Raw genomic sequence first — 16,755 nt, 5'->3', positions numbered from 1 at the left:
GGTGGTCAGAAGAAACTGGCCTTCATGCTGTGAACTGAAAGGAAATTTGTATTGGTTACGAGTTACGGCACACTTTTTGTTTTACTGTGCCTTTTTCAAGTAAAACACATGCTAGCGGACTATTTCCTTCAGACCAGAAGCATGCTCGATGGACGAGCCGAGTACAAACATTTCGGTCGGTTCCTGCACGCTGGTATCCATGCGACAGGCTCAATGATTGTCTTTGTAGTGGTCGGAACGCACCTCGCTTTCATATTACCGGTTATCTTGATCGAATGGGCTATCCATTTCCATATTGATTGGTGGAAAGGCCACTACACCTATCGGCAAAACCTGACGCCACAAGATGCCGGCTATTGGCGCGCAACGGGCGTTGATCAAGCCTTGCATCAGGTGACCTACATAGCGATGATTTGGGGCTGGCTTTCCTGGGGTTTGGTTGCTTGATCCTGTTGGATGCTGTACCTTGGCGGACTTAAGGTCGGTCAGCGGTTTTGGTCATCACACATAAATTCGGGGTATCCAATGCCGGGTTTTCTAGCGGGAATTGTAATTCAGGGTTGTCGCACGACCATGGTCGGTTTGGGATTCGCATTTTTTGCACCGAATGCCGCTTATCTGTAAATTAGGCAGTTATCAAAGACCAAAGACCAAAGACCAAAGACCAAAGACCAAAGCGCCAATTGCGCTAGCTATGGGCCTGGGAAAGGTGCGAGCGTCCTTTGTTCCCAACAATGTGACATGACAAGCCGGTGTCTGGTACGTCGCCGGCTGAAAAGAGTCGCAGGCGCGGATTTGCTTCACGTTGAAAGATTGTAATTTGAAGTTCAATCGATACCGTTGACCCTGCGGATGGGTCGGTCACCAGAAGATAAACGCTTGAGACGGCTTGGTTTTCAACTTCGAAGCAAGCCACGCTCCATGTCTGCCCTGTAAATCCAGGTTCAGATGAGATCTTAAAGCGACATAGAATGCATCGTAATTGAAGTTGCACTTGGTGAACCCCATCGGACCTTTCGTGCCTTGCAAAGCTCAGGGTTTTTCGACCCTGTTCTTTCCGTTCTTTGGGACAGGTGAAACTGCTTGAAACTTACCATTTCAATTCGTTGCTGTAGGCGAAATACACCTTTTTCCCGGAGCGTCTATTGCTGTTTGCAGGCAATGCTTGAATTCCGTTAAAAGAAGGACGATGGCGAGTCACTTGTCCTGCTGGGTCCAACCCAATCGATGACAATAAAAATAACGCCGAACCGGGGGAATGTTGTGCGGATTTCGAAAAAGAGGAACGGTTCTCCCTGTTTCAGATTCCTCGCAACAGTACTTTTCACGTTGTTTTCAAATCTACCCGCTTCCGCTCTGGAGGTGACCATAACGGGCACGTTGGAAGAAGATTTGCGCACGGCCTTAGAGGGCGGGTCATTATTGGTGGAGCAGTCCAAACTTGAAACAGAAGTTTCTCCTCAAGAGTTGGTTGCCATTGCACAAGCCGACTACAAACGCGTTCTGGCGGTTCTTTACGACTATGGGTTTTATGGTGCGACAATTGGCATATCGGTGGACGGTCGCGAAGCGTCGTCGATCAAATCGGTATCGCCCCCCAGCGATGTATCACGTGCAGAAATTACAATCGATCCCGGAAAACCCTTTCGATTTAATGCGGCAACCATTGCCCCGCTTGCGGACGGAACCGAGTTGCCCAAAGGCTTCAAAAAGGGTGAAACAGCACGTTTGAGTTTGATGCGCGATACGGTCAATGCGGCAACCAAAGCCTGGCGGGATCAGGGGCACGCCAAGGTTAAACTGGATAGCCAGACCATTACAGCACGGCATACTGATGCCACGATTGCTGCGGACGTGCGTCTCAACCCGGGGCCAAAGTTGCGGTTCGGTGATCTTGACGTGGCAGGAGACAGTACCGTGCGCGCAGAACGCATCCTTGAAATAGCGGGTTTACCCGTAGGTACCGTCTATTCTCCCAAGGAACTGGAAGATGCGGCAAGTCGCTTACGCCGCACCGGTGCGTTCAGTTCGGTTGCGATGATCGAGGCAGAAGATGCCGGACCGGGCGATCAGTTGGGCGTGACAGCACGCGTGGCTGACAACAAACCAAGACGATTTGGCTTTGGCGGCGAGATCTCTACCATTGAAGGTCTCTCGGTCAGTGCGTTTTGGGTGCATAGAAACCTGTTTGGCGGCGCAGAACGGTTGCGCGTTGAAGCGGAAATCGCAGGCATTGGCGGCGATACCGGTGGCACAGATTTCCTGATTGGTACGCGATATCAGCGTCCATCCACTTTTAACGAGGATACGGATCTTTATATTCTTGGCGAAATCGAACAGGAAGATGAAGTGAACTACTTCTCGCGTCAGGCCACCATTGGCGCGGGCATTGAACGGTTTGCCTCAGATCAACGATCCTATCGGTTTGGGGTTGCAATAAGGCGTGCCAACACCCGGGATGCCTTTGGTGACGATCAGTACACCTTGTTGCTGTTTCCGGCGGGTGCGACATTCGATTACCGGGACAAATTACTTGACGCTCGAAAGGGCTACTATCTGGACGCCAATCTGACACCTTTTTATGCAATAGATGGCGCAGACAATGGCCTGCTGACCGAGGTGGACGCGCGGGTTTACAAAACTTTCGGCACGGTTTCGACCACAACATTTGCCCTTCGCGGTCAGCTCGGGTCAGTCGTTGGACCCAGCCTTGCTGATGCACCGGCAGACTTTCTTTTCTATTCGGGCGGTGGGGACACCGTACGCGGGCATGACTATCAATCGCTGGGTGTCGATATTGGCAATGATCAGATTGTGGGCGGGCGTTCGTTTTTGGGGCTTTCCGCGGAAGTACGCTACCGTACGGAAGGCAGTTTGGGATATGTCGGGTTTATTGACGCCGGCTATATTGGCGAGGAAGCCTTCCCCGACGGTTCGGGAGAATGGCAAAGTGGCGCTGGTCTCGGTTTGCGATATGATACGCCAATCGGACCGATCCGATTTGACGTTGCTGTGCCCACTTCGGGCGATGACGATGGGTCGTCTTGGCAAGTATATATTGGGATAGGGCAAGCGTTTTAATGCAGTTTCGCTGGATCAAAAGGACCTTTCTGGTCGTATTTTTGCTGATACCCCTCGGCCTCGCTGCACAAGACGATGATGACGCGGGGTTCTTAACTCGCACAATACAGGACCTTCTGTCTGGGGCCGGACGTGAGGTCAAGATCACGGGTTTTGCGGGAGCGTTGAGTTCCGAGGCCTCCTTTGAACGTATGACGATTTCGGACCGCGAAGGCATCTGGCTGACGCTTGAAGATGTGAAGCTGAATTGGAGCCGGTTGGCTCTGCTGCGCGGTAGGTTGGAGGTAAACAATCTGAGCGCTGCGTCCTTGGATTTACCACGACTGCCCGAGGCCGAGGAAACCACCGAGATACCCTCTGCAGAAGCCGCGCCTTTTGCCTTGCCTGAACTTCCTGTGTCGGTGGACATAGAGGTATTTGAGGTTTCCAGGATCAATCTTGGCGCGCCTATTCTCGGTGCCGAGGCAGCGTTGGCAGTACAAGCATCCATTCAACTGAATGATGAAGGAGCCTTTGTTGAACTGTCTGCAAACCGCATAGATGAAACACGAGGCAACTATGTTATTGACGGCAGTTTTGCGCGCGAAGGATCTCAGATCGATATCAACATTGATTTGGATGAAGCCCCAGGCGGGATCGCCGGACGGCTTCTGAATTTGCCGGGTCAACCGGAGATCGACTTGACGGTCGCAGGCACAGGCCCATTGGACGATTTCACCGCTGATATTGCTCTGGCCACGGACGGTATGCAGCGCATTGCGGGACAGGTCGTGTTAACAGCTTTGCCAGTTGACGACGAAGGCGCAGGGCCGGACCGACGTATCCGCGCCAATTTGGGGGGCGACATTACTGCTTTGGTGGCGCCGCAATCCCGCGATTTCTTTGGCACCAAGGTTGCCTTGACAGTGGACGCTCTAAGCCGTGCAGATGGCGCTATCGATGTGTCTGCTTTTGATCTGAACGCCAAAGCGATGCAACTGGCTGGCCAGGTGCGTCTCAACAAGGATCACTGGCCAGAATTTGTGGATGTCGATGGCAAAATTGCGCAGACCAATGGCCAGCCAGTTTTGTTGCCTGGCTCTGGGGCCGAGACCACCGTGGGTTCGGTGACGCTGAGCGTCGACTTTGATGCTAGCTCAGGCGACGCTTTTCTCGGAGAATTTGATATCTCTGAATTCGCGCGTGAGGGCATTCGGTTCGAAAATACGGCACTCACTTTGGATGGCACATTGCAAAGCGCAGCAGGAACGGTCGGACGCTTTCTGGGCGATCTTGATCTGGTAACGCGTGGGCTTGAACTAGACAATGCACAAGCGGCAGAAGCACTTGGTCAGGACATTCGTGGCAAAGCGAACATTGACTATGCCGCAGATCAACCCATTCAGATCAACGGGCTGGAACTGGCCGGAGCGGACTATGGATTGGCGGGTGACGTCGTCGTTCAGGGTTTGGCGGGGGGCTTTCCGATGGAGCTTGATCTTTCGGTTCAAGCCAAAGAGCTCGCGCGCTTTGCGGGTATTGCAGGACAGCCGATTGCGGGTAATGCGCGCTTGGACGTAGCGGGCATGATTACGCCTCTGAGCAGCATGTTCGATCTCAACATCGAAGGCACAACCCGAGACTTGAAACTGGACATTCCTCAAGCAGACGCAATCTTGGCGGGGCTCACTGCGCTCAATTTGCAAGCCCGGCGCGACGAAACCGGCACCTTTGTCAACGACCTGACGCTGACGAATGAAGCGCTCTTCATCACTGGTGACGTGTCATTGCAAGAAAACAACAGCGACGTGAATGTCATCGCGCGTTTGAACGATGTGGCTCTGGTGACACCTCAATATACAGGCGCGCTTACGGTAGATGCACAGGCCACGCAGGACCTGTCTGGCTGGTCTGTGGATTTGCTCGCAAAAGCCCCGTATGACAGCTCCTTCAGTGCTGTGGGTAAGGCGACAGGTCCGGATACGGACCTAAGATTCAACCTGTCCGTGCCGGAGGTGCGACCGCTGGTTGCGTCGATCAACGGGCCGCTGGATGCCGACGGACGGGTATGGCTGACAGAAGCGGGCTATAATGTGGACGTCGATGCAGGCGGGCCGTTTCAATCCGCGGTGAGCGTGGCCGGTCTGGCCACCGGTCCGGATGCGGCTTTGACCTTCTTGGCAGCCTTGCCGGATATCAGCGTTTTTGTTCCCAAGATTAACGGCCCCTTTTCCATCGAAGGTGACGTGATGCGTGCAGGGGATCAATGGCAAATTGATACCGCCGCCGAAGGCCCCGCTGGCACGCAGGCCAAAGTTGCAGGGCGCGTTGCGGAAGACGGAATGCTCGATCTGACAATCAAAGGTGCACTACCTTTGGGCCTGTCGGAGCCGTTTCTCGAGCCCCGCGTCTTACAGGGACAGGCGACGTTTGATCTGGCCGCCAAGGGCGCGCCTGGGCTCGACGCGATATCAGGGACCATTTCAACGGATGACGCGCGGTTTACTGAGCCTAACCTGCGGTTGGCGTTGAGCAATTTGGTTACCAAGATCAATCTCGCCAACGGCAATGCAAATCTCGACGTAAAGGGCGCGGTAGAGAGCGGTGGCTCGGTTTCAGTTGCCGGAGGATTGAACTTGACCAGCCTCGCTGCGGATTTGAAGATTCTGCTGAATAGCGTCGTATTATCAGATCCGCGGCTCTATTCGACCGTGATCAGCGGCGATATTGCAGTTGCGGGGCCCTTGTCAGGCGGTGCGCGTGTAGATGGGACGATCAATATCGGCGAGACGTTGATTACCGTTCCTTCTTCGGGTCTTACCAGTATTGGCGAAATCCCTGAGATCATCCATGTTGGCGCGCCTCAATCGGTGACCACAACCCGCGATCGGGCAGGTGTGATCCCGGAACCCACAACCGAAGGAAACGCAGGACCGAGCAGCGTTTATGGGCTCGGTTTGCAAATCAATGCCCCCAGAAAGATCTTTGTACGTGGGCGCGGTGTGGACGCGGAATTAGGCGGCTCTTTGGAGGTCACCGGCACGACAGCGCGGGTGATTTCAGCAGGCGAGCTGGACTTGGTGCGCGGACGGATCGATATTCTTGGCAAGCGATTTACGCTCGAAGAAGGAACCATACAGTTTCAGGGCGATCTGGTGCCTTATATACTTTTCAAAACGATATCTGATACGGATGACGGCACAGCAAGTATTGTCTTGGAAGGCCCTGTAGATCTGCCGGAAGTTAAGTTTGAATCTGTACCGGAAGCCCCGCAGGATGAGGTTCTGTCGCAATTGCTTTTTGGCAGGAACCTGAGCGAGATTTCCGGATTTCAAGCGCTGCAACTGGCAAATGCGGTTGCTGTTCTGGCGGGCCGGAGTGGCATTGGTGTGGTGGGAAGCCTGCGCGACGGGTTTGGACTGGACGACTTTGACGTGACCACAACGGACGACGGCGAGGCTGCGGTGCGTGCGGGCAAATACTTGACAGACACCATTTACACCGATGTCTTTACAGGCGGTGGTGAAACGGAACTGTCGATCAACCTTGAACTGACAGATTCGCTAAAAGCGCGTGGCACTGTTGAAAATGACGGCAATACGGGCCTTGGCCTGTTTTTCGAGCGAGACTATTGAGGCGGTATCACTCGGTGTTGGCGGAAAACTGACCAAACTGACCATGCTTGAACAGAAGCCCTGGCGAATTGTCTGTTGCGTGCAGCACTTGGGTAACTTCGCCTAGTACAACCGTGTGGTCGCCCGCTGGGTGTACCGCGTACCTGATACAATGGAACTCTGCCAAACACCCGGAAAACCGAGGGACGCCGACGGGTCCAACAGACCAGTCAAAGTTTTCAAAACCGTCGCCATTGCGCGCGAAATGCTGTGCCAGATCCAATTGGCTGGCGCTGAGAACATGGATGCAGAATGTCTGAGCCTCTGCAAATGCATCATGGCGGCCCGAGGCCACTGCTGGCGACCAAAGGACCAGAGGTGGATCTAGCGACACGGATGAAAAGGAGTTCGCCGTGATGCCAAGGGGCCCTGCATCTGTTTGGGTCGTTACAACCGTAACGCCAGTACCGAAGCAGGCAAATGCGTGCCGTAATTCGCGTTGACGGTCAGGTGTGGGCTCGAAAAGCGCAGCATTACCGGACATCGTTAGGCACTTTGTGCAATTGGGCGTGGCGTGCTTTCATGATGTGCGATGTCCTGTTCTTCGGTTGTCTGCTAGGTATTACGTAAAGGCTGCGTGGCAAGACAATTATCGTATCTGACGATCTTGATTGGCAATTGATAAAACGGGTCGACCCGGTACGGGTCGGCCTTGTATGATAACGGTGACTGCTTTGCCTCAGCCCTTGTTCATGCGGTTTTCGATAAGATCTTCGACGACGGATGGATCCGCGAGAGTCGAAGTATCCCCCAAAGCCCCGAAATCATCCTCGGCGATTTTACGCAGAATGCGGCGCATGATCTTTCCGGAACGGGTTTTTGGCAGGCCAGGCGCCCATTGGATCATATCGGGACTGGCGATTGGCCCGATCTCCGTGCGCACCCATGTTCGCAATTCTTTGCGCAATTCTTCGGTTGGTTCTTCCCCGCCCATCAGGGTCACGTAGCAGTATATGCCCTGACCTTTGATGTCGTGCGGGTATCCAACGACGGCAGCTTCAGCCACCTTGGCATGGGCGACCAGAGCGCTTTCGACTTCGGCCGTACCCATGCGGTGACCGGAAACATTGATCACATCGTCCACGCGACCGGTGATCCAATAATCGCCATCTGCGTCCCGTTTGCAGCCGTCTCCAGTGAAGTAATATCCGGCGTAGTCCGCGAAATAGGTTTTCTCGAAACGCTCATGATCACCCCAAACCGACCGCATTTGTCCGGGCCAACTGCTCGCAATACACAAGACGCCTTCTACATCATTGCCGCTTATCTCCTCGCCGGTTGTGGGTTCGAGCACGACCGGTTTGATGCCAAAGAAGGGTTTCATCGCCGAGCCGGGCTTCATCGCGTGCGCACCGGGCAGGGGCGTCATCAAGTGACCTCCGGTTTCGGTCTGCCACCAGGTGTCTACAATCGGGCATTTACCTTTACCCACGACGTCATTGTACCAATTCCACGCCTCAGGGTTAATCGGCTCACCAACGGTCCCCAACAGGCGCAGACTAGAGAGGTCGCACTTCTCCACAAATTGGGTACCCTGACCCATCAGGGCGCGAATGGCTGTGGGCGCAGTGTAGAACTGGTTGACCTGATGCTTGTCACAAACCTCCCAGAACCGGCTGGCATCGGGGTAGGTTGGCACGCCTTCAAACATCAGCGTTGTGGCGCCATTCGCCAGCGGGCCATAGACGATGTAGCTGTGGCCTGTGACCCAACCTACGTCTGCTGTGCACCAGAATATGTCGCCATCATGATAATCGAACGTGATTTCATGGGTCATGGCGGCATATACGATGTAACCGCCGGTCGTGTGCACGACCCCTTTTGGCTGTCCGGTGGAACCCGATGTATAGAGAATGAAGAGCGGGTCTTCGGCAGCCATCTCTTCAGGTGCGCAATCGGGGGAGGCTTCAGCGGCCAGCGCATTGTAGTCATAGTCACGTCCGTCAATCCACGTGGTCTGATCACCTGTACGTTTGACAACCAGACATTTGACCTTGTCCGAGCAATGCAGCAGGGCCTGATCTGCGTTGGATTTCAAGGGAGTGGCGCGCCCGCCGCGAGGCGCGTGATCCGCCGTGATAACAACCTTTGCTTCGCACCCGTTGACCCGTGCGGCCAGGGCATCTGGCGAAAAACCGGCGAATACGATGGAATGAATAGCGCCGATGCGCGCGCAGGCAAGCATGGCATAGGCCGCTTCGGGGATCATCGGCATATATATGATGGCCCGATCGCCTTTTCCGACGCCCAAACTCTTGAGCACATTGGCCATCTTGCAAACCGAGGTGTGCAATTCCTTGTAGCTTATGTGCAACGCGCCCTCGTCCGGGCTGTCCGGCTCCCAGATGATGGCCGTTTGATCGCCGCGTGTTGCCAGGTGGCGGTCAATGCAATTGGCTGACACATTCAGAGTGCCATCGGCGAACCAGTTGATCGAAACCGCTCCCAGATCGAAATTGACGTCGCTGACCTGGGTGAAAGGTGTCATCCAATCGATGCGTTCTGCCTCTTTTCGCCAGAACGCTTCCGGGTCCGCGAGAGAAGCCGCGTACATCTCCTCATATTTTGCCGCATCCACATGTGATTTGGCGGCCATTTCGGGTGAGGGCGGATAGGTTTTGGCGGAAGTGGATGTGTCGGACATGAAGGCTCCTCCCTAGGGTCGCAAAGTGACGGACGAGCAACAAGATCGCCTTTGGCGTGCTCCTCCTTTTGGCGGGATCATAACGTGAATGGGAAAGAAGGGAATAAGACACAGATATTAAAAGGTTTCATTGTTGATTTTTATCCTGTCCGTTTGAAAATCATTTGGTTGCGATACCAATAACGGCGCTTTTGGCCCCAAAATGAGCGAAATTCTTTGGACGTTTCACTTGGCCACTGACCGATGCGCACCGAGCAATAGGTCGATGGACATGACGGCAGCAACAAAACGTTATCGTCTTTGAGAATCAAATAAGCCGTCGTCGCTGCACAGTCGACGCATTCTGGACTTGGCACTGCGCGCGGGCTTCGGTAGCTTTGCGCCAAGCGTGCCCTTCGTAAGGTACGTCAAAAGGGAGAAATCAAATGAACAAATATCTTTCGGGTGCTGCTGTTGCAGCACTCAGCTTTGCCTTCGTCTCGGAAGCTGCTGCAACTGAATGGAATGTTTCCGTTTGGGGCAAGCGCCGCGCCTTTACCGAGCACGTCGAAAAGCTGGCAGAACTGGTCTCGGAAAAGACCAACGGCGAGTTCACGATGAACGTCAGCTACGGCGGTTTGTCCAAGAACCGCGAAAACCTTGACGGCATTTCTATTGGTGCGTTTGAAATGGCGCAGTTCTGCGCGGGATACCACGCAGATAAGAACCGGGTGATCACCGTTCTGGAACTGCCCTTCCTGGGTGTCGAAAATCTCGAACAGGAGGTTGCGGTCTCAACTGCCGTATACGCCCACCCGGCGGCGACCGAAGAAATGGCGCAGTGGAATGCCAAACTGCTGATGACCTCGCCGATGCCGCAATACAATCTCGTAGGTACCGGCGAGCCTCGCGATGAACTGGCAGACTTCGAAGGCATGCGGGTGCGGGCCACTGGCGGCCTGGGTGAGGCCTTTAAGGCCGTGGGTGGTGTGCCGACGTCGGTAACCGCTACTGAAGCCTATCAGGCAATGGAAGGCGGCGTGGTCGATACGGTTGCCTTTGCACAGCACGCGCATCTGAGTTTCGGCACGATCAATCAGGCCGATTGGTGGACGGCGAACCTCAACCCCGGCACGGTGAATTGCCCGGTTGTGGTGAACATCGACGCGTATGAGGCGCTGAGCGATGCCGAGCGCGAGGCGCTGGACAGTTCAGTTCCTGAAGCCATCGATCACTATCTGACCAACTACGGCTTGCTCCTGGAAAAATGGGACGCGGTGCTGGAAGAAAAGGGTGTGCAAAAGGTCGAGATCGACCCGGCCGTGATCAGCGAATTCCGGGCGAAGGCGGCTGATCCTGCCAAAGACGCATGGATCGCGAATATGGAGGCGCAAGGCCTGCCGGGTCAGGAACTCTATGATCTTGTGGTCAAAACGCTTGCCGACGCCAAAAGTGGCAGCTAAAGAAATGGGTCGTCCCGATATGGGGCGGTCCACAAAATAATAATCAGGGGGCAGAGCGATGGCGGGTTCCGCAGCCGTGCTCGAAGATTCCAGTCTGCTCAGCCGGCTGGATCGTGCATTGTTACCAATCGAAAAGTTTTGTGCCTTGCTCAGCGGCATTGCGATTTTCTCGCTGATGTTTCTGGCGGCTTATTCTGTCACGGGACGCAAATTCTTTGCTTCACCCCTTGCGGGATACGTCGACTACATTGAAGCAGCGATGCCGATCATCGCCATTATGGGCGTGTCCTATGTCCAGCGCGACGGCACCCATGTGCGCATGGACATGTTGGTGAGTGCGCTTAAGGGGCGCATGTTGTGGTTCTTCGAATTGGTCTCGGTGCTCCTCATTCTTTTTTTGATTGTCGCGCTGACCTGGGGTGCCTGGGACCATTTTGGCCGCTCTTTTGACTGCGCCAGACCGCTGTGCAGCCGCGACAGTTCGATTGACATCGGCCTGCCGATCTGGCCCTCGAAACTGGTGGTGCCAATCGCCTTTGCCGTCTTGTGTCTGCGATTGATCTTGCAGGCCTGGGGGTATGGGCGCGCTTTGATCTTGGGCCTGGAAAACCCGGTTGCAGTGCCACTAAACCTCAGCGTAGCAGAGCAGGCCCGTCTTGAGGCCGAAGCATTGGACGGGGCCGACTGATGGAACCCATTGAAATCGGATTATGGGTCAGCGCCGGCCTGCTGACTTTTGTCGTGTTGGGCATGCGCGTCGCTTTTGCTGCGGCTCTTGCGGGATTTGTCGGGCTGGTTTGGCTCCGCTGGAACGGATTTGACTATGATCCCGAACGGTTTTGGAAAGCCTTTGAAATCAGCGTGAAAATTGCGGGTCTGACCCCGCATTCGAAAGTTTCTGCTCAGGTGCTCAGCCTGATCCCGGTGTTCATACTGATCGGTTATCTGGCGTATTATGCCAAACTGACCACGGCGCTTTTCACCGCTGCCAAGAGGTGGATTGCCTGGGTGCCTGGTGGGCTAGCGGTCTCGACCGTATTTGCAACAGCCGGGTTTGCGGCTGTCTCGGGCGCCTCGGTTGCAACGGCGGCGGTTTTCGCGCGCATTGCGATCCCCGAAATGCTGAAGATTGGCTACAACAAACAATTCGCTGCGGGTGTCGTCGCAGCTGGCGGTACGCTTGCCTCGCTGATCCCGCCCTCGGCCATTCTGGTGATCTATGCCATCATCGTGGAGCAGGATGTGGGCAAACTACTGCTTGCGGGGTTTTTGCCGGGCATGTTTTCAGCTGTGGTTTATGCCGCGCTCATTATTGGCATTGCGATGATTTTCAAAAACGTCGGCCCGCCAGTTGGCGGGTTCACGTGGCGCGAACGTTTTGAATCGCTCCCGCCTGCCTTGCCCATTCTGGCCGTGGTGGTGATCATAATCTTTTTTGTCTACAACCCTTTTGGTGATGCCTGGGGTACCCCGACAGAGGGTGGCGCCATTGGTGCCTTCATTATTTTCCTGATGGCGCTCTTTCGCGGCATGCGCTGGCCGCAGCTTAAAAACGCCCTTTTGGATACAGCAAAGCTGACTGTCATGATCTTCTCCATCATCTGGGGTGTACTCATTTACGTGCGGTTCCTCGGGTTTGCCGAATTGCCGGAGGCTTTTGCCAACTGGATCACCTCACTTGAAATGTCGCCCATGCTGATCCTGATTTGCATTCTGCTCGCCTATGCTGTGTTGGGCATGTTCATGGATGCAATCGGTATGCTGCTGCTGACCCTTCCGGTCGTTTACCCGGCTGTGATGGCGTTGAACGGCGGCGAAATGGTGAGTGCTGCAGACAGCGCCTTTGGCATGTCCGGCCCGATGTGTGCAATCTGGTTCGGCATTCTGGTGGTCAAGATGGCGGAGTTCTGTCTAATCACCCCGCCCATTGGTCTCAACTGCTTTGTGGTGGCCGGTGTGCGAGATGACCTGACTGTTCAGGACGTTTTTAAAGGCGTCACCCCCTTCTTTGTTGCAGATGGCGTGACGATTGCGCTTCTGGTCGCCTTTCCGGGCATCGTTTTGTTCCTGCCATCTTTGGCGGGGTAGCGGCTCTAATCACGGCCATCGTGAGCCGCTCTGCTGTCATCCGGAGCCTGATCTCGGTCGTGCATGCCATAATCGCGGATCACACCGGCCACACGCAGACGATAGCCAGCAAAGACACCGGACCGCCCATCAGACTGTGCGCCGCGATGAGCAGCCAGCATGCGCCACCGTTTCACGGCCGCCTCATCCTCGAAGAAGGAGAGTGACAGCAACTTGGCAGGATCTGTCAGGCTCTGAAAGCGTTCGACAGAGATGAAACCTTCGACTTCTTCCAGCATCGGGCGCATACGTGCTGCGATCTCAAGATAGTCTTCCTTGCGACCCTTAGCAGGTTCAACTTCGAAAATTACGGCAATCACCCGGGTTCTCCATGTGGCACTGAGGCCAGTTTCAAAAAGGTCCGATCTTCCCGCAGAAGGAACTTTTCCTTCTGCGCAAACTCATAATTTTCGCGCCCGAGCGGGTCATTGGCTAAACGTGCGCGATAGGCTTCGTATTCGGCAAGGCTGGAGATGTTGTAGATCCCATATGCCAAAGTGGATGATCCCTCATGCGGCGCGAAATAGCCAATCAAATCCGCGCCACATCGCGGTATGGCCTGACCCCAATTTCGGGCGTACTGTATGAAATGCGTCGTCTTTGTTGGATCGATCTGGTAGCGGATAATGCATGTCAGCATGGCGTTGGTCCTTTTGTGTTCTCATTGATCATAGTGGATTGATTGTCGTGAATGCTTCGACTACGATCGAACTATGAAAGAAGGACCTGACATTGCGCGCATAGCGGCCTTGATTGGTGACCCGGCCCGAGCCAACATGCTTACCGCGTTGATGACTGGTAAAGCATTGACGGCCAGTGAGTTGGCGGTCGAAGCCGGGATCACTAGCCAGACCGCGAGTTCGCACCTTGCAAAGCTGGACGCTGGCGGGTTGTTAAGGCCTTTGAAACAGGGTCGTCACAAGTATTTCTCATTGGCCAACGACGACGTGGCAGACGTTCTCGAAGGGCTCATGGGGTTGGCGGCAAAAACGGGTCATTTGCGCACACGCACCGGACCGAAAGACGCCATGCTCCGCAGAGCGCGCGTTTGTTACAATCATCTGGCTGGCGATATGGGCATCCAGATGTTTGATCGTTTTGTGGCGCGCGGCTTTCTCCGGATAGAAGACAATGCCTTGTCGTTGACGGACGGTGGGAGCGAATTTGTCGAAGGTTTTGGCGTGTGTTTGGCCGAACTGCGGGCGCGGAAGGCACCATTGTGCAAGGAATGTCTTGATTGGAGCGCACGGCGCTCGCATCTGGCGGGAAGTTTGGGGCGCGCGATGCTGTCGCAATTTGAAAAAAAGCAATGGGCAAAACGCGTGCCAGAGAGCCGGGCGGTGGTTTTCTCGCCTCAGGGATTGCAGGGTTTTGAGGCCGAAATAGTCGGAATCTAAAACAGCCGCTAGGCAACTAATGTTTCTGCTTATCTTATGCGTCCCTGTCGAGTTGCACGCGCCGAACCGATCCAAGTGGCGCAGATCGTACTAATATGTCGCCTCATAAGCGGCGCAGCATGCCGCGATGTCCATGTCGGCCAAATGCGCAATTTCGGCGTCTTTGTGTGCACGGTAAACCGTAGCAAAGTCTTTGGGAAACCAACCTGTTACGGTCGCGCTGGCTTCAAAGGCGTCAAGAGCGGCTTCCAGTGTTTCGGGCAGGCGCACAATGCCCCGCGATTGAAGGGTCTCAGTGTCCAAAAGCGACAAATCTTCCTCTGTCGGGGCAGGGGCCTTTAATCCGTCTTCAATGCCCTGCGCGCCCGCGTGGACGATGGCGGCAAGGGCGAGGTAGGGCGAGGCCGCGGCATCTGCAGCGCGGTATTCGATATTGAACTGGCGTGCAATCGAGGCAGGGTCTTTTGCCGTCACCGGACAGACACGCAAAGCGGCTTCTCGGTCGCGAAACCCGAGGTTGTTGTAGGCCGCCGACCACCGGTGCGGTGTCAAACGCACGTATGAAATTACCGAAGGCGCGGTCAGCGCAATGATGTGAGGCAGATACCGCAGAACCCCTGCCGAAAAAGCATCGGTGATTTGTGACATGCCGCAAGGACCTGCTGTGTCATGGGTTACCGGCATGCCTGCTTCGTCCACAAAACTCATATGGATGTGCACTCCATTGCCGACGCTCGCGGGATCCCGGATTGGGCTGAAGGTGGCGGTCTCACCCAATGATCGCGCTGCAGATCGGGTGAGCTCACGCAGGATCACGGCCTGATCAGCGGACCGGACACCTTGGACTGGGCCGACCACAACTTCATATTGGTTGGGCCCGTATTCTTTCATGATGCTGTCTGGATCAAGCCCGGCTGTCTTCAGACCTGCCATCAGGGTTTCACACAGAACACGTTGCAGCTCAAAACCTTCGCGGCCATAGGCTTGGTGGTCACGTGCTGGCGGTGCCAATAATTGGAATTCATGTTCGAAAGCACTGACCAAATGCACGCCTGCTGTATCGTGAAGCCTTTTAAGAGCTGCTTTGAGCATGGATCGGGTGCACAGATCCCATGGGTCACCATCCAGTGTCGTGATGTCGCCCAGCATAAAATGTTCGTTGCAGTCCTGGCTAAAACCCACATCTGCAGCAGCCTCTGGGTCGGGAATCAACAACAGATCACCCAGCGCACCAAACGGGCTGTCGGCAATGCTATCAAAACAGGTGATTTGTACGTTGGTCGGTGTCCATCCGACACCGCGAATTAGGCGTTTTTCCAAATGGTCCGCAGGAAAAGCCTTACCACGCACCTTGCCGGCGATGTCGGAAATGGCTGCGAAAATAAGAGGCATCTGGGTCATCTGGGGTCATCCATTGGTGTTAATCTCAGGGCTTCCCACGCTTCAATTCGACTGCGTGTCTGGTCCCAGTGGTGTTCGGCAATGTGTGTGACGATTGCTTCGGTCACAGCCAGTGCTGCGGAATACGTATCCCAAAGCGTGCCGCTGTCGATGGGCACCGGCATGACTTCGCGTGCATGTTTTGCAATCGGGGAAATCCACTTGTCGGTCATCAGCACCACACGGGCGTGACGTTGTTGCGCCGCCCTTCGCGCCAGTTGTTCCAGCATGGGTTCATAGCGTCGAAAGTCTACCAGATAGAGGATGTCACCCTGACGCATGCGTAAGAGGTAGTCTGGCCAGGACTCGGTGTTGCCGGGAAGGTGATAGACATCCTTGCGGATGAACTGCAAATGAAAGGTCAGATGTTTGGCGATGGTATCGCTGATGCGTCCGCCCAGCACGTAAATGCGGCGTTTCGGATCAGTCAACAAACCGCAGATTTGATTGAACTGCTCTTCGGTGATCGCGTCTGCAGCAATGGCCATCTGCGTGGTGGATTTCGCAATGAAATCGCCAAGATAACCGCCCTTTACCTCGCGACCCGGCGCGTGTAACTCGATAGGCGATCGCAGGCCCTGCTTCAATTCAGATATGAGTTCACGTTGAAACTCCTGGTACCCTTCCAAGCCAATTTTGGTCACGAAACGGGAAATAGATGGTGCGGATACTTCCGAATGTCTGGCCAGTTCATGTATCGGTGACAGCCCCGAAAAAGGGTAGTCCGACAAAATGGCTGCGGCAAGCTTGCGCTCTCCGATGGTCAGGCTTTCAGCAGCCTTCTCGATGCGTTCACGAACAATCATAGGTAATATGCGTGCTTTTCTTTTGGGCAAAGTTGTTCGAATAATTTTTTCACGTCAACAATTTTTATTGACAATGAAACAGCAGTTTCGTTTCCTTACGCGCAGCAAGACACTTTTGCGTGACGGTCCGTTGAGGTCGAAAATCATCGGCTCTTGGTCTGCGCG

Annotated in this window: 13 protein-coding genes; 7 read left to right on the top strand and 6 right to left on the bottom strand. The window is 54.8% G+C overall.

The genetic code is table 11. From position 1 onward, the window contains the following. Nucleotides 1-51 precede the first annotated feature (51 nt). The 3 genes from AB8B75_RS14210 (at nucleotide 52) to AB8B75_RS14200 (ending at nucleotide 6,695) form a co-directional block, all read left to right on the top strand. Nucleotides 52-447 (top strand): DUF3307 domain-containing protein, encoded by a 396-nt coding sequence (locus tag AB8B75_RS14210; RefSeq protein ID WP_405363196.1) that lies wholly within the window; start codon nucleotides 52-54, stop codon nucleotides 445-447. Nucleotides 448-1,329: 882 nt separating this feature from the next. Next, on the top strand, nucleotides 1,330-3,081 hold the full coding sequence (locus AB8B75_RS14205) for an autotransporter assembly complex family protein (RefSeq protein WP_405363194.1): 1,752 nt from the start codon (nucleotides 1,330-1,332) through the stop codon (nucleotides 3,079-3,081). Continuing rightward, entirely contained in the window at nucleotides 3,081-6,695 is a 3,615-nt protein-coding gene (locus AB8B75_RS14200; protein ID WP_405363192.1) for a translocation/assembly module TamB domain-containing protein, read from the top strand. The genes AB8B75_RS14205 and AB8B75_RS14200 overlap by 1 nt, the downstream gene beginning before the upstream one ends. Nucleotides 6,696-6,702: 7 nt before the next feature. Here the strand turns inward: AB8B75_RS14200 and AB8B75_RS14195 are convergent, their stop codons facing one another. Both AB8B75_RS14195 and acs read right to left on the bottom strand, forming a co-directional pair. Further along, nucleotides 6,703-7,218 (bottom strand): flavin reductase family protein, encoded by a 516-nt coding sequence (locus tag AB8B75_RS14195; protein ID WP_405363190.1) that lies wholly within the window; start codon nucleotides 7,216-7,218, stop codon nucleotides 6,703-6,705. A 195-nt stretch (nucleotides 7,219-7,413) separates the two neighbouring features. Further along, a complete protein-coding gene (gene acs, locus AB8B75_RS14190; RefSeq protein ID WP_405363188.1) occupies nucleotides 7,414-9,378 on the bottom strand; it encodes an acetate--CoA ligase in 1,965 nt (654 codons plus the stop codon). 425 nt (nucleotides 9,379-9,803) lie between these two features. Here acs and dctP point away from each other — a divergent pair, with 425 nt between their 5' ends. The 3 genes from dctP to AB8B75_RS14175 are packed head-to-tail and all read left to right on the top strand — an operon-like array spanning nucleotide 9,804 to nucleotide 12,908. Beyond that, complete coding sequence (dctP, locus tag AB8B75_RS14185) at nucleotides 9,804-10,820, top strand: TRAP transporter substrate-binding protein DctP (protein ID WP_405363186.1); 1,017 nt, start codon at nucleotides 9,804-9,806, stop codon at nucleotides 10,818-10,820. A gap of 58 nt (nucleotides 10,821-10,878) precedes the next feature. Continuing rightward, nucleotides 10,879-11,508: a TRAP transporter small permease subunit gene (locus AB8B75_RS14180; RefSeq protein WP_405363184.1), complete on the top strand. Its 630-nt coding sequence runs from the start codon at nucleotides 10,879-10,881 to the stop codon at nucleotides 11,506-11,508. After that, complete coding sequence (locus AB8B75_RS14175; protein ID WP_405363182.1) at nucleotides 11,508-12,908, top strand: TRAP transporter large permease; 1,401 nt, start codon at nucleotides 11,508-11,510, stop codon at nucleotides 12,906-12,908. Before AB8B75_RS14180 ends, AB8B75_RS14175 begins: the two co-directional genes overlap by 1 nt. A 5-nt stretch (nucleotides 12,909-12,913) precedes the next feature. On the opposite strand, the gene AB8B75_RS14170 is transcribed toward AB8B75_RS14175, so the two are convergent. Beyond that, on the bottom strand, nucleotides 12,914-13,267 hold the full coding sequence (locus AB8B75_RS14170; protein ID WP_405363181.1) for an antibiotic biosynthesis monooxygenase family protein: 354 nt from the start codon (nucleotides 13,265-13,267) through the stop codon (nucleotides 12,914-12,916). Beyond that, nucleotides 13,264-13,587: an NIPSNAP family protein gene (locus AB8B75_RS14165; protein WP_405363179.1), complete on the bottom strand. Its 324-nt coding sequence runs from the start codon at nucleotides 13,585-13,587 to the stop codon at nucleotides 13,264-13,266. Before AB8B75_RS14165 ends, AB8B75_RS14170 begins: the two co-directional genes overlap by 4 nt. A gap of 73 nt (nucleotides 13,588-13,660) precedes the next feature. Between AB8B75_RS14165 and AB8B75_RS14160 the strand changes: the two genes are divergently transcribed. Then, nucleotides 13,661-14,344, top strand: a complete 684-nt coding sequence (locus AB8B75_RS14160) for an ArsR/SmtB family transcription factor (RefSeq protein ID WP_405363177.1) — start codon at nucleotides 13,661-13,663, stop codon at nucleotides 14,342-14,344. Between the two features lie 90 nt (nucleotides 14,345-14,434). On the opposite strand, the gene AB8B75_RS14155 is transcribed toward AB8B75_RS14160, so the two are convergent. After that, nucleotides 14,435-15,745, bottom strand: coding sequence for a glutamine synthetase family protein (locus AB8B75_RS14155; RefSeq protein WP_405363176.1), 1,311 nt, complete (start codon nucleotides 15,743-15,745; stop codon nucleotides 14,435-14,437). Next, nucleotides 15,742-16,590, bottom strand: coding sequence for a MurR/RpiR family transcriptional regulator (locus tag AB8B75_RS14150; RefSeq protein ID WP_405363175.1), 849 nt, complete (start codon nucleotides 16,588-16,590; stop codon nucleotides 15,742-15,744). The genes AB8B75_RS14155 and AB8B75_RS14150 overlap by 4 nt, the downstream gene beginning before the upstream one ends. Nucleotides 16,591-16,755: the final 165 nt, after the last annotated feature.

Origin of the sequence: Roseobacter sp., assembly GCF_045106495.1 — a bacterium.
In the GTDB taxonomy this organism is placed as follows: Bacteria; Pseudomonadota; Alphaproteobacteria; order Rhodobacterales; family Rhodobacteraceae; genus Roseobacter.
The sequence above is the reverse complement of the archived record's forward strand: the minus strand, read 5'-3'. Positions and strand labels throughout refer to the sequence as shown.